Genomic DNA, 20942 nt, shown 5'->3' with positions numbered 1-20942 from the left:
GACCGTTCAAACTCCACCGATTAAGATGGCCGCATGAGCGCCGACGACGCCCCGCCGCCCCAGGGCGAGACCGCGGGCCGCCGCGGTCGCCCCCAAGATCCGGAGGGCAACCGGCGCGCGGTGCTGGACGCCGCGCGCAGGCTGTTCGCCGCACGCGGCTACGAGGGAACGTCGATCCGAGAGGTCGCGGCCGAAGCCGGGGTGACAGCGGGCTCGGTGATGGCGTACTTCGGCTCGAAGGACGGCTTGTTCCGCGAAATCGTCGGCCGGAGCACGGGCATCACCGTCGACATCGTCGCGGCGGCCGCGGACGGCCCGGCCCGGCTGTCGCACGCGCTGGCCAACGCCTACCTCGAACGCTGGGACCGCACGCCGGCCGAACACCCCTGGGCCGCGCTGATCCGCTCGGCAGTCACCCACGAAGCGAGCGCTGAGCAATTGCGCGCGATCCTCGACGAACAAGTCACCGAACCGCTCGCCGAACTGCTGGCCGACGCGCCGGACGCACGAGAGCGAATCGCGCTTGTCCGCAGCGTGCTGTTCGGCGTGGTCATGGAGCGATACCTGTTCGCACACGAGCCAGCCCACTCGGTGCCGAGCGCGACGTTCGCGCCCTACTTCGCCGAAGCGATGTCCGCGGCCCTGGACAGCGCGCACCCGCCGGCCGCAGACACCGTCGACCGCGTCCCGGACGAATGGCGGACCGAAACCCCCGGACTGGACGTGTCCGCGTTCGCCGTTTTCGGCAGGCTGCACCGGTGTTCAGCGCTGTACCGGGCTTCGGTGAGCCGGATCGCGGAGGAACACGGGATCACCATGGCGGCGTTCGACGTCCTGACCGCACTGCGACGGGCAGGCGCGCCGTATCGCCGCACCGTGGGCGAGATCGCGGAATCGGCGCTCGTGAGTCCGAGCGGCGTGACCCTGCGCGCAGACAAGCTGGAGGAGGCAGGCCTGGTAGTCCGCGAACGAGACGGCAAGGACCGCCGGGTCGTCCACCTCCGCCTGACCGAATCCGGCCGGGCACTGATCGACCGCGTGGCGCGCGAGCATTTCCCGCGGGAGAACGAACTTCTCGGCCAAGTGGGCAGCGCGGAACGGACTGCGTTGTCGAGACTGCTGGGACTCTTGGAAGAATCCCTCTCCTCGGCGGATCCGGCCTGATCCAGGATCTGGTACCGCGAAACAGGCTCGAAACTGGCTCTGGCTGGCACCAGATGGATCTCGCACAGTGGGAGGAAGCAGTAAGCGAACCCACCCCAGCGAGGCAGTCATGTCGGCCCAGATCCTCCCGCTGAACCACCGCGAGCGAGCCACTCTCACCGCCGTCGGCCTCGGCCGCGCCGAAATGACCTGCAGCTGCGAACCCGACCTCTACATCGACGGCGTCCCCTGCTGCGACCAGTTCACCGCCCACCGCCTCGCCCGGTTCGCCTTGGTGGTCCCACTGCGCGCCGGCCGCCGCGGCGAGCGCGTTCCGGCACTCCTCACCGAGGCCGGTCGAGCCGCGATCGATTTGCCTGCCACGGACATCCCGCGATCCGCTGCCTGAACCACTTCGTCGACGCGAATGGGTCTCCGCGAACCTGGGGCCGGGTGAAGGAAACCGGCTCAACCAAGGCGCGATGCCTGATTCCGGTCGTCGGCAAGACTGCCGCACCGGCGGCCATTCCGGCCCGCCCGAGACGGACGGCGCGAATCGCTTCGTCGCGCCCGCTCGGGCTTGCCTCAGCGCGTTAAGATCAACTCGAGCGGCCCGAAGGCTGCTTTCCTGGAGCCGGCAAGGGGGTTCGAACCCCTGACCTTCTGTTTACAAGACAGATGCTCTACCAACTGAGCTATACCGGCACGCACCCGGCGACGGGCGCGCCAAAAGTATATCGGGCCGCTTCCGCCGCAGCCGGACAACCCGCCCTAACTCCCAGGTCAGCACCGGAAATCGGCAAGATCCAACCCCATGCGGCACGATCGGTGGCAGGTGTGTCGGACACCACTGCAACAGCTGGGGCGGTACGGCCGATGGTCCCCGGGAACGAACGAGGAGGTGGGGATCGATCATGAAGATCAACGAGCGTGCCGGCCAGGGGGCTGCGCGCAGACGGTGGCCGATTCTCGAGCCTCCGCACCCGCGCTCCAACCAGCGGCATCGGCCGAATCTGCTGCGCCGGCGCGCTTGGCACATTCTCGAGGCTCCGACCGCCGAACAGCCCGCGGTCGAGTCCGAGGAGGCGATCGGTCCCAAGCCGCCGGACGACGCGACCGTCAACTTCGTCCTGGATCTCACTCTGCGGATCGGCGAAGTGCAGATGGCCAGCGGCGCCGGGGCTTCCGACGTCACCGCGACCATTCTCGCGCTCACCTCCGCGCTCGGGCTGCCGCACTGCGAGGTCGACGTCATCTTCACGTCGATCACCGTCACCTGTCACCGGGGGACCGACCTCGCGCCGGTGACCGCGTTGCGAGTGGTCCGTTCGCGCAGTCTCGACTACACCCGGCTGACCGAGACCGAGGCGCTCGTGCGCCAGATCGTCCGCGGCAACACCGGGGCGGAGGAAGCGGTCACCGAGCTGGACCGGATCACCTCCGCGCCGCACCCGTACGCGCGCTGGACCGCGACCGCCGCCTGGGGCGGGCTGGCCGGGTTCATCACGCTGCTGCTCGGCGGGGGCCTCGACATCGCGCTCGTCGCGATGGTCATCTCCGCCGCGGTCGACCGGATCGGCAGGCTGCTCAACAAGGTCAACCTGCCGTTCTTCTTCCAGCAGGTGGTCGGCGGGCTGTTCGCGACGCTGTCGGCGATGGTCATAGTCAGCAGCAACATCCTGACCACCGACCGGCCGACGCTGGTGGTCGCGGCGGCGGTCACCGTGCTGCTGTCCGGGCTCTCCACGGTTTCCGCGGTGCAGGACGGGATCACCGGCTATTACGTCACCGCGTCCGGCCGCACGATGGAAACCGCGTTGATGAGTGCCGGGCTGATCGCGGGCGTCGTGCTCGCGCTGCGGCTCGCGGTGATGCTCGAACTGCCGCGCACGCCGCTGCCCGACGTCCCCGCCTCGACCGCGCAGCACTTGCCGATCATCGTCGTCGGCGGGGCCGGCGCGGCCGCCTGCTTCGCGCTCGCGTCGTACTCGAAGCTGCGCGCGATGCTCGTCGCCGCCGCGGCGGGTGCGATCGGTGCGCTCGTGTACGGCGCGTTGATCATCGCGACGCTCGACGCGGTGAGCGCTTCGGCGGTCGCGGCGACGCTCGTCGGGTTCTGCGGCGGCGTGATGGCGCGGCGGCTGAAAGTTACTCCGCTCGTGGTCGCCGTGTCCGGGATCACTCCGCTGCTCCCCGGTCTCTCCACCTATCGTGGTCTATACCAATTAGCGGTTTCGCCAGGCGGGAACATCTCGACCCTGATGACCGCGGTCGCCATCGGGCTCGCCCTCGCGGCGGGCGTTGTACTGGGCGAATACCTCGCCCAGCCGGTCCGCACCGGCCTCGGCAGGCTCGAGCGGAAGCTCTCCGGACCCCGGCTCGCCGGGCCGATGGAACCGACCGAACGGCGTTTGGAGTAACCAGTTGGTCACCGGCCGGTCACTCCTCGCGCGCTAGGGTTTCTCTTGGGGCCGCGACCCGCCGAGGACGAGGGAGCAGCTGGAGTGACTGACGCGATTGCCGACCGGAACAGCGGACCGTCCGCGGATTTCGTCGTGGTGGCCAACCGGCTGCCCGTCGACCTCGAACGGACCGCGGACGGGGAACAACGCTGGACCGCCAGCCCGGGCGGACTCGTTTCGGCACTCGAACCGTTCCTGCGCTCCCGCAAGGGCGCGTGGGTCGGCTGGCCGGGCGTGCCGGACGTCGACGTGGACGAGTTCGACGACGACGGGCTCGTCCTGCACCCGGTGTCGCTCAGCTCGGCCGAGGTCCGCGACTACTACGAGGGCTTCTCCAACGCCACGCTCTGGCCGCTCTACCACGACGTCGTCGAACGGCCGGTCTTCGACCGGTCGTGGTGGGACAGCTACGTGAAGGTCAACCGCCGCTTCGCCGAGGCCAGCGCCGCCGTCGCCGCGCAGGGGGCGACCGTGTGGATCCAGGACTACCAGCTGCAACTGGTGCCCCGGATGCTCCGCGAGCTGCGACCCGACCTGCGCATCGGCTTCTTCCTGCACATCCCGTTCCCGCCGGTCGAGCTGTTCATGCAGCTGCCGTGGCGCGCGGAGATCGTGCGCGGCCTGATCGGCGCGGACCTGATCGGCTTCCACCGGCCCGGCGGCGCGCAGAACTTCCTGTGGCTGGCCCGGCAGCTGGTCGGCCTCGAACCCACCCGCGGCGCGGTCGGCGTCCGGTCCCGGCCGGGCATGGTGCAGGTCGGCGACCGCACGGTGCGCGTCGGCGCGTTCCCGATCTCCATCGACGCGGCGGGCCTCGACTCGCTCGCCCGCAGCAAGGGCGTCGTCGAGCGGACCAAGCAGATCCGCCGCGACCTCGGCAACCCGAAGACGGTGCTGCTCGGCGTCGACCGGCTCGACTACACCAAGGGCATCGACCTGCGGCTGCAGGCCCTGCACGAACTGCTGCACGAGGGCAGGCTCGAACCCGGCGACGTCACGTTCGTGCAGCTGGCCACCCCGAGCCGCGAACGCGTCGAGCACTACCAGCGGATGCGCGGCGAGATCGAGCAGATGGTCGGCCGGATCAACGGCGAGTTCGCCCGCGTCGGCCACCCGGTCGTGCACTATTTGCACCAATCCGTGAACCGCACCGAGCTGGCCGCCTTCTTCTCCGCGGCCGACGTCATGGTGGTGACTCCGCTGCGCGACGGGATGAATCTCGTCTGCAAGGAGTACGTCGCGTGCCGCCCCGATCTCGGCGGCGCGCTGGTGCTCAGCGAGTTCGCCGGCGCCGCGGCCGAACTGACCAGCGCTTTCCTCGTCAACCCGCACGATCTGGACGGGGTGAAGAACGCGTTGGAGGCTGCCATTACGCTCGACCCCGCCGAGGGCCGACGCAGGATGCGCGCCATGCGTCGCCAGGTCCTCACCCACGACGTCGACCGGTGGGCGCGTTCGTTCCTCCAGGCGCTGGGTGCCGAACCGGCCGACTGACCCCCTCCCCCGTACCGCGCTGGACCTCCTGAGGAGGAGTGTTGACCGCCGAGGCGTTGCCCGCGGAGCTACGGCGCGCGATCGTGCAGATCGCCCGTACCCCGCGCCTGCTGGTCGCCTGCGACTACGACGGCACGTTGGCCCCCATCACCGCGAACCCGGACGAGGCGCGGCCGCTGCCCGAGTCCGTCGGCGCGTTGAGATCGCTCGCCGGCCTGCACGAAACGACCACCGCCGTGATCTCCGGCCGGGCTCTTCGGGATCTCGCGACGCTGTCGCGGCTGCCGTCCGAGGTCAACCTGGTCGGCAGCCACGGGTCCGAGTTCGACATCGGCTTCATCCACGCGCTCGACGAGGACGCGAAGGCGTTGCACCGGCGGCTCGAACACGAGCTGGAACAGCTGGTGCTCGACGTGCCCGGGGTGTCGCTCGAGGTCAAGCCGGCGAGCATCGCGGTGCACGTGCGCCGCGCCGAGCACAACGCGGGCCGGCGCGTCCTCTCGGCCGTGCACGAAGGCCCGTCGAAGTGGGAAGGCGTCACGACCACCGACGGCAAGGAAGTCGTCGAGCTGGCGGTCGTGAAGACCGACAAGGGCAACGCGCTGGACACCCTGCGCCACCAGGTCGGGGCCACCGCGGCGGTGTTCCTCGGCGACGACGTCACCGACGAGAAGGCGTTCGCCCGGCTGGCCGGTCCGGACCTCGGCATCAAGGTCGGCGACGGCGAATCGCTCGCCGAGTACCACGTGCCCGACACCGTCGACGTCGCGATGGTGCTCGCGTTCCTCCTGGAAGAGCGGCGCAACTGGCTCTACGGCGAGTCCGCGCCGCCGATCGAGCGGCTGTCGCTGCTCGCCAACGAGCGCTCGGTCGCGCTGGTGACGCCGGACGCGAAGCTGACCTGGCTGTGCCACCCCGGCCCGGACGCCCCCGCGGTGTTCGCCGACCTGCTCGGCGGTCCCGGGGCCGGGCATTTCTCGATCAAACCGCACCGCAACGGGCTCCCGCTCGGCCAGCGGTACCTGCCGAACACGATGACGGTCGAGACGCGCTGGTCGCGACTGCTCGTCACGGACTATCTCGAACCGGAAAGCCCCGGGCACCGCACCGACCTCGTGCGCGTGATCTCCGGCGAGGCGGTGGCGCAGGTCGTGTTCGCGCCGCGGCCGGAATTCGGCGGCGTGCCGGTGCGGCTGGTCGCCGAGGCCGAGGGCCTGCGCGTGCTGGGCACGTCGGAGCCGTTCGTGCTGCGCTCGCCCGGCGTCGAATGGTCGATCGCCTCCGACGGCCTGCAGGACACCGCGACCGCGCTCGTCCAGCCGACGCCGGAGCAGCCGGTGGTGCTCGAATTGCGCTGCGGCACCACGGATCTCTCCGCGCACGAACTGTCCGAAGTGGACCGCCGGGACCGGGCGGGCCGGTACTGGAGCGACTGGGCGGCGAAGCTCAAGCTGCCGACCGTGCAGACCGAACTGGTGCGCCGCTCCGCGCTGACCCTGCGCGGTCTGGTCAACACCGACACCGGCGGCGTGCTGGCCGCCGCGACGTCGTCGCTGCCGGAGGAGATCGGCGGGGTCCGCAACTGGGACTACCGCTACTGCTGGATCCGCGACGCCGCGATGACCGTGCGCGAGCTGGTGCACCTCGGTTCGCACGAGGAGGCCGAGGGCTACCTGAAGTGGCTGCACGGCGTGCTCGCCACGCTGGCCGGCCCGGAGCGGCTGCACCCGCTGTACACGCTGGCCGGAAGCGTCATCGGCGCGGAGGCGGTCATCGAGTCGCTGCCCGGGTACGCCGGTTCGCGGCCGGTGCGCGTCGGCAACCTCGCCAACCACCAGGTGCAGCTCGACGTGTTCGGCCCGGTCGTGGAACTGGTCGCGACGCTGGCGGAGGTGCGCGGCGAACTGCGCGACGAGGACTGGCAGATGGTGCGCGCGATGGCCGAGGCCGTCACGCGGCGCTGGAACGAGCCGGACCACGGGATCTGGGAAGAGCGGCACGTGCCGCGGCACCGGGTGTACTCGCGGGTGATGTGCTGGGTGACCATCGACCGCGCGGTGCGGCTCGGCGACGAGTACGGCCGCGACGTCCCCGGTGCCTGGCCCACGCTGCGCGACCAGATCAAGGCCGACGTGCTCGAGCACGGCTGGAACGAAGAGGTGCAGGCTTTCACCACCGCCTACGACGGCACCGACCTCGACGCGGCGTCCCTGTTCGTGGGCCTCACCGGGCTCATCGACCCGGCGGACGACCGGTTCCAGAAGACCGTGACGGCGATCGAAGCCGAACTGCGCAGCGGTTCCACGGTGTACCGCTACCGGCGCGACGACGGCCTTCCCGGCGGCGAGGGCGGCTTCCACATCTGCGCGGCCTGGCTGATCGAGGCGTACCTGTGCACCGGACGGCGCAACGAGGCCGAGGAGCTGTTCGCGCAGATCGTCGACGCAGCGGGCCCGACCGGGCTGCTGCCCGAGCAGTTCGACCCGGTCGCGGAGCGCTCGCTCGGCAACCACCCGCAGGCGTACTCGCACATCGGCCTCATCCGGTGCGCGAATCTCCTTGCCGAGAAGGCTTGATCAGGCAAGCCCGTTAGCACGCCTCGGTGACAAGTGCCGTGAAGGCCGCCTTGCCGGAATCGCATTCCGTTAAGGTGGTCTTCACGAGCATTTGCACGTTCGTTCGGGTTGCCGGCGCGGAGGTGATGCGGTGAAGCAGTACTACGGGCAGCAGTCCGCGGAGTACGCCCCGCTGCCGCCGTTGTTCGCCGCCCGGGTGCGCGTCGCGTCCGTGGTCATCGGGGTTTCGCTGGCGATCGGCACGCTGCTCGTTTTCGGCATCACCGCGCTCGTGAACCGTCCGCTGCACGGGCACAGCCTGCCGCGCGGGCTGCTCGGTCTCGCCGCGCTGCTGCTGCCGATGTTGTCCGTGCTCGCTATCGCCGTGGTCGTCCTGTCCGCACGCCGCTGCCTGCAGGGCGACTACCTGGTGACCGCCAGGGCCCGCGGCACGCGCGCGACGCTGACCGCCTGTTTCACCGTGCTGTCGATCAGCTGCCTGATCGCGCTCGGGGTGTCCGCGCTGGTGGATCTCTGGGGCAACCACGGCAAGCTCGGCCTGCCCGAACTGCTCGCGACCTTCGCGAATTTCGCCATCGGCCTGATCGGCTACAGCGCCGGGCTTTGGTTCGTCCGGCCGTCGGTGAGCACACTGGAGAAGTTCAGCGACCATCCCATCTGGTGAGGCCGTGAACGCTCGCCCGCGCCGCGGGCAAGAGTGGGTATGCAGGTGACCCACGACGGTCCCGAGCCGGTGTCGACCGGCCCGCAGGACCGCCCCGACCTGGGCGGACCCGATCCCGCCCCGGCCTTCGGGCGGCTGTTCGACGCGCACGCGGCGACCATGCACCGCTACCTCGCGCGCCGCGTCGGCCCGGATGCCGCGCACGATCTCGTCGCCGAGACGTTCCTCGTCGCGCTGCGCCGCCGGGAGTCGTACCAGCCGGAGCTGGGCACCGCGCGCTCGTGGCTGTACGGGATCGCGACGAACCTGCTGCGCCACCACGTCCGCAGCGAAACCCGGGCGTTGCGAGCCACCGCGCGGCTCGCGAATTCCGGCGACCGCGGCCACGGCGGACACGACACCAGGGTCGCCGAGCAGGTGGACGCACAGGTCCGCGCGGCACAGCTGGCGGGCGCGCTCGCGAAGCTGAGCGTCGCCGACCGCGACACGCTGCTGCTGGTCTCGTGGGCCGGGCTGGAACCGGTCGAAGTCGCCGAAGCGCTCGGCATCCCGCCGGGCACCGTCCGTTCGAGGCTGCACCGGATCCGCAGATGGCTGCGCACCAACGCAGGCGCGTCGACCCGCGAGGAGGCGAAAGACCAGTGAACGACGACACCGTGCGGCATCTGTGGTCCGATGCCGAACTCGACGAGGCCCTCGCCGCGCTGCACCCGCACGAGACGGCCACCGACCGCACCGAACTCGACCGGGCCCGCGCGAGCATGATGCGGGCCGCCGCGGCAGTGAGCGAATCGGCCGAACCGGTTGTCCCGCAACGGAAAAAACGCTCCGGCGCGTGGCGGTGGATCGCCGTGGCCGCGGCGGTCGCGCTCGTCACCGGCGGCGTGGTCGTGGTCCGGGAACTCGCCACCGCGCCGACGACGCTGGCTCCCGCCGGCCCGGCCGCCCCGGCGGACCGGCGCGAAGCGGGCGCGCCGTTCACCCACGTCGTGACCAAGTACAGCCGCACCGTGCTGGTGAGCGGGAGCAGTGTGTTCAGGGTCCCGGAACAGGTGGACCTGTGGATCCCGGCCGATCCGTCCGGAGTGTGGAAACGACGCTGGACCCGGGCCGAACCACCGACGTTGCTCGGCGGGGATCCCCGGGACAGCGCGAAACTGCCCGGGCCGTCCCAGGCCGAGGAGTCCGCGCCCGGCGGGCGGTTCACGCGCGACGCCCGCTTCCCCGGAGACGCGGCCGCCAGCACTCAGCTGGGCTGGTCCCAGCCGACCCCGGACTTCGTCGCGGGCCTGCCGACCGACCCGAATCAGCTGACCAATCGCCTCCTGAAGGACCGCATCCCTCCGGAGTTGTCGCCGGCGGGCGACGGGCCGCTGCCGCAGCCGTTGAACTACGGCGCTCCGAAGGACCCCAGCCCCATCACCTATCCGTCGGCGACCGGGATGGTCCTGAACGTCCTCGCTTCCGGGTACGCGTCGCGCGAGCTGCGGGGCGCCTTCGTGAAAGCGATGGACAACCCGGTGCTCGGATTCCAGTTGGTGCAGGACGCTCCGGACTTCGTGCAATACGCGGTGCTCGCCGGCCCGTACCGAGTGCTCGTCTCGCTCAACCGGACCCGGCTTCAGCTGACCGACCTCCAGGTGCTCTCCGCGAGCTCCGTCACCAGGTTCGCGCCCGGCACTCTGGTCAGCTCCGCGCAGTTCTCCTCCGAGACCACCGACCGGGCGGGAGACTGATCATTTCGCGTGGTTCGCCGCGTTGAGCGCGCTCGCCACGTCGGGCACCTCCAGCACCCGGATGCCATCCGGGAGCTTGCCGGAATCCGGCGGCACCAACGCGTGCGTGAAGCCGAGCCGGGCCGCCTCGGCCAGCCGGCGCCCGACGTTCGGCACCCGCCGGATCTCGCCCGCCAGCCCGACCTCGCCCACCGCGACCAGCCGGGGCGACAGGGCCACGTCGTGCAGCGACGAGGTCAGCGCGAGCACCAGCGCCAGGTCGATGGCGGGCTCGGTGATCTTCATGCCGCCGACCGTCGCGACGTAGACGTCCTTGTCGCCCAGCTTCAGCCGGCCGCGCTTCTCCATCACGGCGAGCACCATGGCGACCCGTGCCGAATCGAGGCCGCTCACGGCACGCCGCGGCTGCGGCATCCCGCTGCTCGACACCAGCGCCTGCACCTCGCCCAGCAGCGGCCGTTTCCCCTCGACCGCGACCGTGACCGCGGTGCCCGGCACCGCCTCCGCGGTCCGGCTCAGGAACAGACCGGACGGGTCCGGCACTCCGACGATGCCGCCCTCGGTGAGCTCGAAACAGCCGATCTCGTCCGCCGCGCCGAACCGGTTCTTGATGCCGCGCACCATCCGCAGCGTGGAATGCTTGTCGCCCTCGAATTGCAGCACCACGTCCACCAGGTGCTCCAGCACGCGCGGACCGGCGACCGAACCGTCCTTCGTGACATGTCCCACGAGCAAGACCGGCAGCCCGCGTTCCTTGGCCAGCGCGACGAGTCCGGAGGTGACCGCGCGGACCTGCGTCACCCCGCCCGGCGAGCCCTCGACCTGCGGCGATGCCATGGTCTGGACCGAATCGACGATCAGCACGCCCGGCTTCACCGCGTCGACGTGCCCGAGGATCGCGGACAGATCGCTCTCCGCCGCGAGGAACATCTCACCGTGCACGTTGCCGGTGCGCTCGGCGCGCAGCCGGACCTGTCCCGCGGATTCCTCGCCGGTGACGTACAGCGAACGCCCCGCCGTGACCGCCCATTGATACGCGACTTCGAGCAGCAGCGTGGATTTGCCGACCCCGGGTTCACCGGCCAGCAGCGCGACCGCGCCGGGCACGAGCCCGCCGCCGAGCACCCGGTCCAGCTCCGGCACGCCGGTGGCCTTCGCTCTGGCTGCCTCGACGTCGACCTCGGCGATCGGCCTCGCGGGCGCACTCGGAGCTCCGGCGGCCACCCGCGCGATCGCCGGTTTCGCGGAGCCGCGCTCCTCGAGCGTGCCCCACGCCTGGCATTCCGGGCAGCGACCGACCCACTTCGCCGTTTCGTACCCGCATTCCGCGCACCGGTGGACGGTGCTGGTCTTCTTCACCACTCCGCGAGGCTATCGGCGGACACCGACAAAACTCGCGGCGACGCGGTCAGGAGCCCGCGTGCGCGGGTGCCGCGACCGGCAGCTCGACCACGATCGGGCCGGCGTTCTGGAAGGTGAAGGTGACCTTGATCGTCGCGCCCGGCCACAGCGGCTGCTTGAGGCCCGGCAGCACGACCTTGCCGGAGCCGAGCTGGCTCGCCGCGCCGCCGCTCTCGCCCGTCTGCGGCGCGCTCGACGCCGTGTTGGGAGCCGAGCTGCTCGGGGCGGAGCTGGGCGCGCCGCTGGCGGGCTGGTTCGCGTCGGAGGCGGGCGTGCTGTTCGCCGACTCCGACTGCGGCGGGGCGCCCTGCTCGACCGCGTCGGCCGGGCCGATCACGAGCGAGTGGCCGGCGACGATCGCCGTGTCCCCGGAGATCTGCGCGGGGCCGGAAGCGCCTTCGGAGGTCACCGAGACGAGCTTGTCGTCCTTCTGGCCCTGGTTGATCACGGTGAGCGTGAGCGGGGCGGGCGAACCGGCCGCGTAGCCGGGGCCCTGCGCCGGGTACTGCACCGCGGCGTTGCGCAGCACGATCGTCTTCACCTGGGCGTAGGTGCCGTTGACGGCGGGCTGCTGGGTGTCGGTCTGAGTGATCTGACCGGCTCCGCAACCGGCGAGCACGAGTGCGGCGCCGAGCGCCGACACGCCTGCGCCGAGCACGCGGCGATTCTGCAGCCTCACGTCAGAGTCCTTCCCTTTCACGGCCTCGTCCTTCCCGAAGACTAGCCGGGCGGTTCTCCGCGCGCGGAACCGGTGTGCGTTCCCGGCCGATCGACTGTCCACAAAGGATCCCACAGCGCCGGTCGGGGCGCTGTCGGCTCACCTGCATGAGCACGGCGAAAACCGGTTTGTCAAGCCCTGCTCAGGCCGCTGACCTGCGACGACGATCCCGGGCCGCTAGGTGGCCGCCGACGGGCCGTGATAGGATGGAGTCAGCGAAAGGGGCAGAGGACACATGGTTTTCAAGGTCGGAGAGACCGTCGTCTACCCGCACCACGGTGCCGCACTCATCGAAGCGATCGAGACCCGCGTGATCAAGGGCGAGGAAAAGAAGTACCTCGTCCTCAAAGTCGCGCAAGGGGATCTTACGGTTCGCGTGCCCGCGGACAACGCCGAGATCGTCGGCGTGCGCGATGTCGTCGGGCAAGAAGGACTGGACAAGGTCTTCGATGTTCTGCGTGCTCCGCACACCGAAGAGCCCACGAACTGGTCTCGTCGGTACAAGGCCAACCTGGAGAAGCTCGCCTCCGGCGATGTGAACAAGGTGGCCGAAGTGGTGCGCGACCTCTGGCGGCGAGAAAAGGACCGCGGACTTTCAGCCGGCGAGAAACGCATGCTGGCGAAAGCACGGCAAATCCTGGTCAGCGAGCTCGCGCTCGCGGAGGGCACCGACGAGGGCAAGGCGGAAACGCTCCTCGACGAGGTGCTAGAGACCGCGACGGTCTGACCCCGGGTCCTCCGGTTCGCCGCCGAGGCAACCGGTTCCCTACGATCACGACCTGATGAACCCACAGGTGCACAGCGTCGCGTTCGTGACTGTCGCGCACCGTCCGGCCGATCCTGAGCTCGCGCTCGCGGCGGTCGGCGGTGCAGCACTACTCACGCACACCGTGCGGGGGCTGCTCGGCACACCGGAAATCGATCTGGTGGTCGCCGCAGCCCCCGAGCGGTGTGCGAAGTCGTTTTCCGAGGCATTGCGCGGCCTCGAATGCCGGGTCGTTCCCGGCTCCTCGCTCCGGCAGGCATTCGCCGCCGTCGAGCCGCTGCTTGCCTCCGACGCCGTCGTGCTGGTGCACGACGCGCTGCGGGCGTTCACTCCACAACGGACGGTCCGCCGCGTGCTGGCCGCGGTCCGGGACGGCGCGCCGGTCGCGGTTCCGGTGCTGCCGATGTCCGACACGGTGAAAACCACCGACGAATCCGGAATTGTCACCGCCACCGTCGATCGCGACGGTCTTCGCAGTGCGCAAACCCCGGTTGGTTTTTCCCTTTCCGCTTTCCGTTCCGCACTCGCCGATTCCGCTGACCCCGGTCTCGCCGACACCGCGGGCGCGGCCACCGTCCCCGGCGATCCGGACGCGATGCGCGTCGCGAGCGCCTTCGAACTCACCCTCGCCGAGGCGCTCGTCGCCGGCGGGGACCGGGAGGATCCCCTGTGACCGATCTGCGGGTAGGCAACGGCGTCGACGTCCATCCGGTCGAGCCGGGCCGCGAATGCTGGATGGCCGGTCTGCGGTGGCCGGGCGTCGACGGCTGCGCGGGCCACTCGGACGGCGACGTCGCGGCACACGCGCTGTGCGACGCCCTGCTGTCCGCGGCTGGCCTCGGCGATCTCGGGGCGGTATTCGGCACCGGCGATCCGCGGATGGACGGCGCGCACGGCACCGACATGCTCGTCGAGGTGCGTGCCCTGCTGCGGGCCGAAGGCTGGCAGGTCTCCAACGCGACCGTGCAGGTCATCGGCAACCACCCGCGGATCGGGAAGCGGCGCGACGAGGCGCAGCAGGTGCTGAGCGACGCCGTCGGCGGACCGGTGAGCGTTTCCGGGACCACGTCGGACGGGCTCGGCCTCACCGGACGCGGCGAGGGCATCGCGGCGGTCGCGACCGCGCTGCTGATCCGCGGCTGAGTTAAATTCGCTCACCCGGAATCGTAATATTCCATTCTTCGCGATACCTGACCAGCGCTAACCGCCCGGTCATCGGAAAACGATCTTCGCCGATCTCCGCTAACTTCTGCGCGGGTACCCGCGGCTCATTATAGTTATTCCGCGACGTTTGCGGCGGCAGGGAGCGGGGCCGCCCGGCCAAAGGGGGACGATGCCCGTCGATGCGCATCGATTGTCCGGAGTACGTTCGATCACCGGGAGGCTGGTCGAGGAACTGCTGTCCCGTCCGGGAGGGCAGAGCAGACCGCTGCCGATCGCGGTCGCGCTCGGCGTGCGCGGCGCGGGGAAGTCGGCGCTGCTGGAGGAATTGCGCACCCGGTGCGAGGACATCCCGCACGCGCTCGTCGATTTCGAGCGGCGCGACTGGGAGCAGATCCAGCCGCGGGAACTGCTGGGCCACTTGGCTTTCGACCTCGGCAGGCAATGGCGGCAATTCGGCCGTATCGCGTTTCCCCGGCTGTGGCTGTGCATGCTCGTGCTCAGCGCCCCGGTCGAACTCGGCGACCGCCGGGCCGCACTGCGCAAACTCCGGGATCTGATCGCGAAAAACCAGCCGCTGGAACGCAATCGCGACGCGATCGTGGACGTCGTGAAGCTCGTCGGCGGCGTCACGTCGGGCAACAGCCTTCCTGGCTGGAACGAGGCGACCGAACTCCTGCTGCGCGGGCTCAGCTGGTACGACCGGCGACGGCTGATGGGCAAGGTCAAAGCCATGCCGACCGGGCACGGCAACCACCAGGACTTCCTGATCGAAATCGCCAAGCACGCGCACGGCGACGACGAGGACCGGGCCGCGGTCGACGCGATCATCTGCGATGCCTTCCTCGCCGACCTGCGCCGCGCCTACTCCGGCATCTCCGGCACCCGCCGGACGATGAATTGCCTGGTATTGCTGGACAACGCGCACACGAAGGGCGGACAGGACTTCCTGCGCGCGCTCGCCGAGGCGCGCAGGCACACGCCGGACGAGGCCGATCCGCTGGTGGTGATCGCGACGAGCCGGACGTGGAATCCGGACTGGAGCGAAAGCTGGTCGATGGTCACCGCGCATCCGGGCAGCGACCGGGAGATCCGGCGCAACCCGGAGCACCGGACCAGCGGCCTCGACTGGCCGGTGCCGCGGCTGCCCGCGCACGTGGAAACCGATTGGATCCCCGGTCAGCCGGACAACCGCTGGTCTCCCTGGTACCTGCTGGAACTCGGCACGCTTTCCAGCGGCGACGTCGTCGATGTCGCCGCCGCGCACGACGTGCATCCGACGTCGCGGCTGCCGCGGTTCCTGTCCCGGCTCACCGACGGACACCCGGGCGCGGTGCGCGAGGTGCTGCAGACGCTCGCCGCGCGGTACGAGCCGGGCAATCCGAACACGCTGCGGGAATCCTTGTACACCAAGGTAACCCTGGACGACGGCAGCGATTCCACTTTGCTCGCGCAGATGTGCGACTACCTGCTGCAGGACTTTTCCACCGCGAGCCGCCAGGAACTCGTCACCGCGAGCGCCGCGGTCGACGTGGAAATGCTGTTCCACAAGGAAATTCTCGATCTGCGCAATCCGATGGGCGAGGGGCCGCTGTTCAAGCAGCTCGCCGATCAGCTGTGGCTGCGCGCGGATCCGGACGACCCGTCGCGCTACGTCCTGCACCCGTGGCTGCGCCGGTTGCTGCTGCGGAAGCTGGCGACGCGCGCCGACGATCACCCGTTGAGCTGGGAAAAGGTGCACACGCGCTGCCGCGATTTCTACGAGAAGAACGGCCGCGTCGCCGCCGCTCGCTACCACGACCTGGCGCTCGAGAACGTCGACGCGGTGGTGACGCATCTGTGCGAACCGCTCAGCGCGCCGCACGCCGAGTTCGACGTGCCGACCGCGGAAGCGTGGCTGGCCGAACTGGACACGATCACCGCCGCGCCCAACCGGCTGGTGGAGAACGCGGATCCCTACACCCAGGTGCAGCAACGCGTCGGCGAGTGGGAAGGCGAACTGGAGACGACCGTGGCGTGGCTGGTCGTTTCGCTGTGGCTGGCGCGCGATCCGCTCGGCGATCCGGGCGGCACCCTCAACGCCACCATCGAGAGCGGATTCCACCATCTGGCCCAAGGCCGGGGACGAGGATCGATGCTGTTGCACGAGCGAGCGGAGCGCTACCGATGACGCAACGGATCAAACCGCCGCGGCCGGCGTGGGCGAAGTGGCTCTGGGGCGGCGGCGCGGTGCTGCTGGTCGTGGTCATCGTCGTCGCCGCGTTCGTCGTCGTCCCGGCGATCAGCGAGGCGAACCGCACGTGCGGCGCCGGCGTCGAGGAACGCGGTGAGAATTCCGAATGCATCGGCACGACTGACGGCGAATTCGTGTTTTCTCCCGACCTCGCCGATGTGGAAAACAGAATTCATCAGGAAAATACCGAAACCGTCGGTTCCGGGAAGCCGTACGTGACCATCGCGGTGCTCCTGCCGATGACGCTCACCGACCACGACATTCTTTCCCGCGAATGGGTACGGCATCAGCTCGAAGGGGCGTATGTCGCCCAGCACCGGGCCAACAAAACGCAGTCGTGGGGCAGCGTGCCGCTCATCCGGCTGCTGCTGGCCAACCCCGGCAGCCAGCTCAAACAGTGGGAGCCGGTGGTCGACGACCTGATCGGCCGGACCGGGGCCGACCGGATCGTGGGCGTGACCGGCATCGGGCTGAGCCTCGACACCGCGCGCAGCGCCATCCAGAAGCTGTCCGACCACCGCGTCCCGGTCGTGGCCTCGCACCTGGCCGCCGATGAGTTTTCGCAGATCCCGGGCTTCCTGCGGGTGTCCCCGACCAGCTCGACCTACGGCAGTTCGATGGCGGGCTATGTGAAGCCGACCGCGCACACCGCGACCGTCGTGCAGGACCAGAACCCCGGCGACCTGTACCCGAAGACGCTGGCCACTGCGTTCACCAAGACGTTCGCCGACGCCACGCACCGGATCGTCGGGCGCACCGAGTCCTACGACTCCAGCCTGCCCGGGATCGAGAACACCTTCCTGCAGATGATGCCCAACATCTGCGGCGACAACCCGGACGTCGTGTACTTCGCCGGCCGCGAGGACCACCTGAAGTCGTTCGTCGCGCAGCTCGCCCAGCGGCCCTGCCTCGAGAAACACCTCACCGTGCTGACCGGCGACCTCGCACAGGTCGGGCCGCCCGGCCCGGAGATGCGCCGCGGCCTCCAGGCGAACGTCACCGTGCTCGCGCCGGGCCTCGCGCATCCGCAGGCCTGGCGCGACCATCCGGAGTCGTTCAACAAGGCGGCCGTCGCGAGCTTCGAGGAACCCGGATGCTCCGGTTGCTTCACCGCGGTCTTCCCGAGGGAACGGCTGGACGACGGCATCGCGATCCTGGCGCACGACGCGGTGCTGACCGTGATCTGGGCCATCCGCGGCATCCCGCGAGTGTCGCCGGAGCAGGTCACCGCGCAGGACGTGCTGCAGGCGAGGAACCGGCTGCACGGACAGTCCGCGGTCCCGGGAGCGAGCGGCATGATCTCGTTCGACGACCGCGGCGACCCGGTGAACAAGGCGGTGCCGATCCTGCGCGTCCGGCTCGACGCGACGCCGGAGTTCGTGGAGCTTTACGTCCCGGCGGCGTGAGCCGGGCACCACAAACGGGCGGCGGCGCACCCGGGTCGCCCGATAGGGTTGGCGCGTGGCCATCAACGCGGTGTTGTTCGACTTCTCCGGCACTCTTTTCCGGCTTGAGCAGCAGGACGGCTGGCTCGAGGACGTGCGCGACGACGACGGCGAGGCGCTCGACGTCGAAGCGCAGACCGAGCTGATGCGGCGGATGACCGCGCCGGTCGAGCAGTCCGTCGAACTCGACGAGGAGCACCTGTACGCCTGGCACAACCGCGACCGCGACCCGGAGCTGCACCGGAAGGTGTACCTCGAGGTGCTGCGGCTGTCCGGCGTGCCCCGGCGCGACCAGGCCGAGGCGCTGTACGCCCAGCTCATCGCCCCGGACCAGTGGACGCCCTACCCGGACACCGAGGCCGCGCTCAAGGCGGTCGCGAGCAGCGGGCGCAAGGCGGGCGTGCTGAGCAACATCGCGTTCGACATCCGGCCCGCGTTCGGCCAGCGCGGCTGGGACGCGCACGTCGCCGAGTTCACCCTGTCCTTCGAGGTCGGAGCGGTGAAGCCGGAGCCGGAGATCTTCCAGTCGGCGATCGAGCGGCTCGGCGTGCGCGCCGAGGAGACGCTGATGGTCGGCGACAGCGAGGAGGCCGACGGCGGCGCCCGTGCGCTGGGCTGCCGGTTCGCCCTGGTCGACCCGCTGCCCACGGCGCAGCGGCCGGACGCGCTGCTGGGCGTGCTGCGGGAGCACGGCGTGCTCTGACGTCCTGCGACGTCTCCCACAGTGCCCCCGGTACCCTTTACCTCGTGGCTTTGCACCTGTACGACACCGCGACCCGTGCCCCCCGGGAGTTCTCTCCCGTCCGCAGCGGAACGGCGTCGATCTACGTGTGTGGCGCCACTGTGCAGGGAGTACCGCATATCGGGCACGTCCGCGGCATGCTGAATTACGACGTGCTCCGCCGCTGGCTGCTCCACAGTGGACTGGACGTGCTGCTGGTCCGCAACGTCACCGACATCGACGACAAGATCCTCGCCAAGGCCGCCGACGCCGGACGGCCGTGGTGGGAATGGGCGGCGACGCACGAGCGGGCGTTCGAGAAGGCGTACGAGGATCTCGGCTGCCTCCCGCCGTCGGTCACGCCGCGCGCGACCGGGCACGTCACGCAGATGGTCCAGCTGATGGAGCGGCTGATCGAAGCCGGGCACGCGTACGCCGTCGACGGCGACGTGTACTTCTCGGTGAAGTCGTTCCCCGAGTACGGCACGCTGTCGGGACAGCAGCTCGACGAGGTCCAGCAGGGCGAGACGCCGACCCGCGGCAAGCGTGATTCGCGCGACTTCACGCTGTGGAAGAGCGCGAAGCCGGGCGAGCCGTCGTGGCCGACGCCGTGGGGCGAGGGGCGTCCCGGCTGGCACCTGGAGTGCTCGGCGATGGCGACCAACTACCTCGGCGCCGAGTTCGACATCCACGGCGGCGGCGTCGACCTGGTGTTCCCGCACCACGAGAACGAACGCGCGCAGTCGAACGCGGCGGGCGACGGGTTCGCCCGCTACTGGCTGCACAACGCGTGGGTGACCATGTCCGGCGAGAAGATGTCGAAGTCGCTGGGCAACACGGTCGCGATCCCGGCGATGCTGGAGCGCTACCGGGCACCCGAACTGCGCTACTACCTGGTGCAGCCGCACTACCGGTCCACCGTCGAGTATTCCGAAGGCGCGGTGACCGAAGCCGCGCAGGGCTACCGGCGGATCGAGGCGTTCCTGCGCCGGGCGGAGTCGGCCGGTTCGGTAGACGTCGGCCCGGTCTCCCCGGAATTCGCCGCGGCGATGGACGACGACCTGGCGACGCCCGCCGCGTTCGCCGTGGTGCACAACACGGTCCGTGACGGTAACGCCGCCCTCGACGGGGGCGACACCACGAAGGCACTCGAATTGGCCGGCACGGTCCGCGGGATGACCGCCGTGCTCGGCATCGACCCGCTGTCGCCGGACTGGGCGGACGGCGGCTCGGACACTCCCGTCCGCGACGCGCTGGGCACGCTCGTGGAAGCCCTGCTGGCCGAACGCCAGGAGGCCCGTGCGGCGAAGGACTTCGCCCGCGCGGACGCCGCCCGCGACCGTCTCGTGGCGGCGGGGATCGCGGTGGAAGACACCCCGAACGGTCCGCAATGGACGGTCAGGAACTCCTGACCTCCTCGCGGCAGCAGAGATTGAGGATTCATGGCAGGCAACTCACAGCGCAAAGGTGCCATCCGCAAGACCGGCACCAAGAAGGGCGCCGTCGTCGGTTCGGGCGGGCAGCGGCGCAAGGCGCTCGAGGGCAAGGGCCCGACGCCGAGGGCTGAGGACCGGCCCGGGCACAAGGCGTACCGCGCTGCCAACGCCGCCACCAAGCGCGACCAGGCCCGGCAGAAGAAGGCCGACCGGCCGGAGCTGATCGCCGGCCGCAACCCGGTCGTCGAGGCGCTGCGCGCGGACGTGCCGGGCACGGCGCTGTACGTCGCGCTCAACATCGACATCGACGACCGGGTCAACGAGGCCGTCCGGCTGGCCGGCGACAAGGGCATCTCCATTCTGGAGATCCCGCGCGAGGAACTGGACCGCAAGACCAACCGGGCCATGCACCAGGGCCTCGGCCTGCAGGTACCGCCGTTCGAGTACGCACACCCGGACGACCTGATGGAGGCTGCGCGCGACTCGGGCAACACCCCGCTGTTCGTCGCGCTCGACGGCGTCACCGACCCGCGCAACCTCGGCGCGGTGATCCGGTCCGCCGCGGCGTTCGGCGCGCAGGGGGTGCTGCTGCCGGAACGCCGCAGCGCCGGAATGACCGCGGTCGCGTGGCGCACGAGTGCTGGTACCGCGGCGAAGCTGCCGATCGCGGTCGCCACGAACCTCACTCGCCAGCTGCGTGCGTGGGCTTCGAAGGGTCTGATGATCGTCGGCCTCGACGCCGACGGCACGGTCGACATCGACGCCCTCGAACTGGCCGCGGACCCGCTGGTCGTCGTCCTGGGCTCGGAAGGCCGCGGCCTGTCCCGACTGGTCCGCGAAACGTGCGACGCGACCGTCTCAATCCCGATGGCGGCCGGCGTGGAATCGCTGAACGCCTCGGTCGCCGCCGGGGTGCTGCTGGCCGAGGTCGCCCGCCGTCGCCGGATCGCCGGACGCGTCTGAGTTTTTTCGCTGGAATCGTCAGG

General features: G+C 70.2%; 18 protein-coding genes and 1 tRNA gene. 16 read left to right on the top strand and 3 right to left on the bottom strand.

Annotation, left to right across the window (positions count from 1 at the left end; all coding sequences use genetic code 11):
• The first annotated feature begins 33 nt into the window (after nt 1–33).
• Both FKO37_RS06740 and FKO37_RS06735 read left to right on the top strand, forming a co-directional pair.
• Nucleotides 34–1164, top strand: a complete 1131-nt coding sequence (locus tag FKO37_RS06740; RefSeq protein WP_238603993.1) for a TetR family transcriptional regulator — start codon at nt 34–36, stop codon at nt 1162–1164.
• A 109-nt stretch (nt 1165–1273) separates the two neighbouring features.
• Complete coding sequence (locus tag FKO37_RS06735) at nt 1274–1552, top strand: hypothetical protein (protein ID WP_037808121.1); 279 nt, start codon at nt 1274–1276, stop codon at nt 1550–1552.
• Nucleotides 1553–1772: 220 nt separating this feature from the next.
• Here the strand turns inward: FKO37_RS06735 and FKO37_RS06730 are convergent.
• Nucleotides 1773–1848: transfer RNA gene (locus FKO37_RS06730), tRNA-Thr, on the bottom strand.
• 209 nt (nt 1849–2057) lie between these two features.
• On the opposite strand from FKO37_RS06730, the gene FKO37_RS06725 reads away from it, so the two are divergent.
• The 6 genes from FKO37_RS06725 (at nt 2058) to FKO37_RS06700 (ending at nt 10075) form a co-directional block, all read left to right on the top strand.
• Nucleotides 2058–3563, top strand: coding sequence for a threonine/serine exporter ThrE family protein (locus tag FKO37_RS06725; RefSeq protein WP_037808123.1), 1506 nt, complete (start codon nt 2058–2060; stop codon nt 3561–3563).
• Between the two features lie 84 nt (nt 3564–3647).
• Entirely contained in the window at nt 3648–5099 is a 1452-nt protein-coding gene (locus FKO37_RS06720; RefSeq protein WP_037808125.1) for a trehalose-6-phosphate synthase, read from the top strand.
• Nucleotides 5100–5140: 41 nt separating this feature from the next.
• The gene (otsB, locus tag FKO37_RS06715) at nt 5141–7675 is read left to right on the top strand and encodes a trehalose-phosphatase (protein WP_037809311.1); all 2535 of its coding nucleotides are present in this window, start codon (nt 5141–5143) and stop codon (nt 7673–7675) included.
• A 130-nt stretch (nt 7676–7805) separates the two neighbouring features.
• Complete coding sequence (locus FKO37_RS06710) at nt 7806–8339, top strand: hypothetical protein (RefSeq protein ID WP_037808127.1); 534 nt, start codon at nt 7806–7808, stop codon at nt 8337–8339.
• A 39-nt stretch (nt 8340–8378) separates the two neighbouring features.
• Nucleotides 8379–8984, top strand: a complete 606-nt coding sequence (locus FKO37_RS06705) for an RNA polymerase sigma factor (protein WP_037808130.1) — start codon at nt 8379–8381, stop codon at nt 8982–8984.
• Nucleotides 8981–10075, top strand: coding sequence for a hypothetical protein (locus tag FKO37_RS06700; protein WP_238603992.1), 1095 nt, complete (start codon nt 8981–8983; stop codon nt 10073–10075). Before FKO37_RS06705 ends, FKO37_RS06700 begins: the two co-directional genes overlap by 4 nt.
• Here FKO37_RS06700 and radA read toward each other — a convergent pair whose 3' ends face one another.
• Nucleotides 10076–11437, bottom strand: a complete 1362-nt coding sequence (gene radA, locus FKO37_RS06695) for a DNA repair protein RadA (protein ID WP_037808135.1) — start codon at nt 11435–11437, stop codon at nt 10076–10078. It abuts the gene before it with no gap.
• A 46-nt stretch (nt 11438–11483) separates the two neighbouring features.
• The gene (locus FKO37_RS06690; RefSeq protein WP_238603991.1) at nt 11484–12155 is read right to left on the bottom strand and encodes a hypothetical protein; all 672 of its coding nucleotides are present in this window, start codon (nt 12153–12155) and stop codon (nt 11484–11486) included.
• A gap of 274 nt (nt 12156–12429) precedes the next feature.
• Here FKO37_RS06690 and FKO37_RS06685 point away from each other — a divergent pair, with 274 nt between their 5' ends.
• From FKO37_RS06685 to rlmB, 8 genes are all read left to right on the top strand, one after another.
• Nucleotides 12430–12921 carry a CarD family transcriptional regulator gene (locus FKO37_RS06685; RefSeq protein ID WP_009084200.1) on the top strand — a complete coding sequence of 164 codons (492 nt, stop codon included), beginning with the start codon at nt 12430–12432 and terminating at the stop codon, nt 12919–12921.
• A gap of 67 nt (nt 12922–12988) precedes the next feature.
• A complete protein-coding gene (locus FKO37_RS06680; RefSeq protein WP_043827350.1) occupies nt 12989–13633 on the top strand; it encodes a 2-C-methyl-D-erythritol 4-phosphate cytidylyltransferase in 645 nt (214 codons plus the stop codon).
• 5 nt (nt 13634–13638) lie between these two features.
• Entirely contained in the window at nt 13639–14103 is a 465-nt protein-coding gene (ispF, locus tag FKO37_RS06675; protein ID WP_238608227.1) for a 2-C-methyl-D-erythritol 2,4-cyclodiphosphate synthase, read from the top strand.
• Nucleotides 14104–14293: 190 nt separating this feature from the next.
• Nucleotides 14294–16291: a hypothetical protein gene (locus FKO37_RS06670; RefSeq protein ID WP_238603990.1), complete on the top strand. Its 1998-nt coding sequence runs from the start codon at nt 14294–14296 to the stop codon at nt 16289–16291.
• Nucleotides 16288–17760 carry a hypothetical protein gene (locus tag FKO37_RS06665; RefSeq protein WP_238603989.1) on the top strand — a complete coding sequence of 491 codons (1473 nt, stop codon included), beginning with the start codon at nt 16288–16290 and terminating at the stop codon, nt 17758–17760. Before FKO37_RS06670 ends, FKO37_RS06665 begins: the two co-directional genes overlap by 4 nt.
• A 55-nt stretch (nt 17761–17815) precedes the next feature.
• Entirely contained in the window at nt 17816–18502 is a 687-nt protein-coding gene (locus FKO37_RS06660; protein WP_043827186.1) for an HAD family hydrolase, read from the top strand.
• Nucleotides 18503–18546: 44 nt separating this feature from the next.
• The gene (gene cysS / locus FKO37_RS06655; protein ID WP_238603988.1) at nt 18547–19932 is read left to right on the top strand and encodes a cysteine--tRNA ligase; all 1386 of its coding nucleotides are present in this window, start codon (nt 18547–18549) and stop codon (nt 19930–19932) included.
• Nucleotides 19933–19962: 30 nt separating this feature from the next.
• A complete protein-coding gene (gene rlmB / locus FKO37_RS06650; RefSeq protein ID WP_238603987.1) occupies nt 19963–20919 on the top strand; it encodes a 23S rRNA (guanosine(2251)-2'-O)-methyltransferase RlmB in 957 nt (318 codons plus the stop codon).
• The last annotated feature ends 23 nt before the right edge of the window (nt 20920–20942 follow it).

It is taken from the genome of Amycolatopsis sp. Poz14 (assembly GCF_006704225.1).
GTDB classification, from domain to species: Bacteria; Actinomycetota; Actinomycetes; order Mycobacteriales; family Pseudonocardiaceae; genus Amycolatopsis; species Amycolatopsis nivea.
This window is presented reverse-complemented; position numbering and strand designations above follow the sequence as displayed.

What these genes read in the sequence shown, in the direction of transcription:
- FKO37_RS06740 (WP_238603993.1), top strand. Translation starts at nt 34, where the DNA reads ATGAGCGCCGACGACGCCCCGCCGCCCCAGGGCGAGACCGCGGGCCGC.
- FKO37_RS06735 (WP_037808121.1), top strand. Translation starts at nt 1,274, where the DNA reads ATGTCGGCCCAGATCCTCCCGCTGAACCACCGCGAGCGAGCCACTCTC.
- FKO37_RS06725 (WP_037808123.1), top strand. Translation starts at nt 2,058, where the DNA reads ATGAAGATCAACGAGCGTGCCGGCCAGGGGGCTGCGCGCAGACGGTGG.
- FKO37_RS06705 (WP_037808130.1), top strand. Translation starts at nt 8,379, where the DNA reads ATGCAGGTGACCCACGACGGTCCCGAGCCGGTGTCGACCGGCCCGCAG.
- FKO37_RS06685 (WP_009084200.1), top strand. Translation starts at nt 12,430, where the DNA reads ATGGTTTTCAAGGTCGGAGAGACCGTCGTCTACCCGCACCACGGTGCC.
- FKO37_RS06670 (WP_238603990.1), top strand. Translation starts at nt 14,294, where the DNA reads ATGCCCGTCGATGCGCATCGATTGTCCGGAGTACGTTCGATCACCGGG.
- FKO37_RS06665 (WP_238603989.1), top strand. Translation starts at nt 16,288, where the DNA reads ATGACGCAACGGATCAAACCGCCGCGGCCGGCGTGGGCGAAGTGGCTC.
- rlmB (WP_238603987.1), top strand. Translation starts at nt 19,963, where the DNA reads ATGGCAGGCAACTCACAGCGCAAAGGTGCCATCCGCAAGACCGGCACC.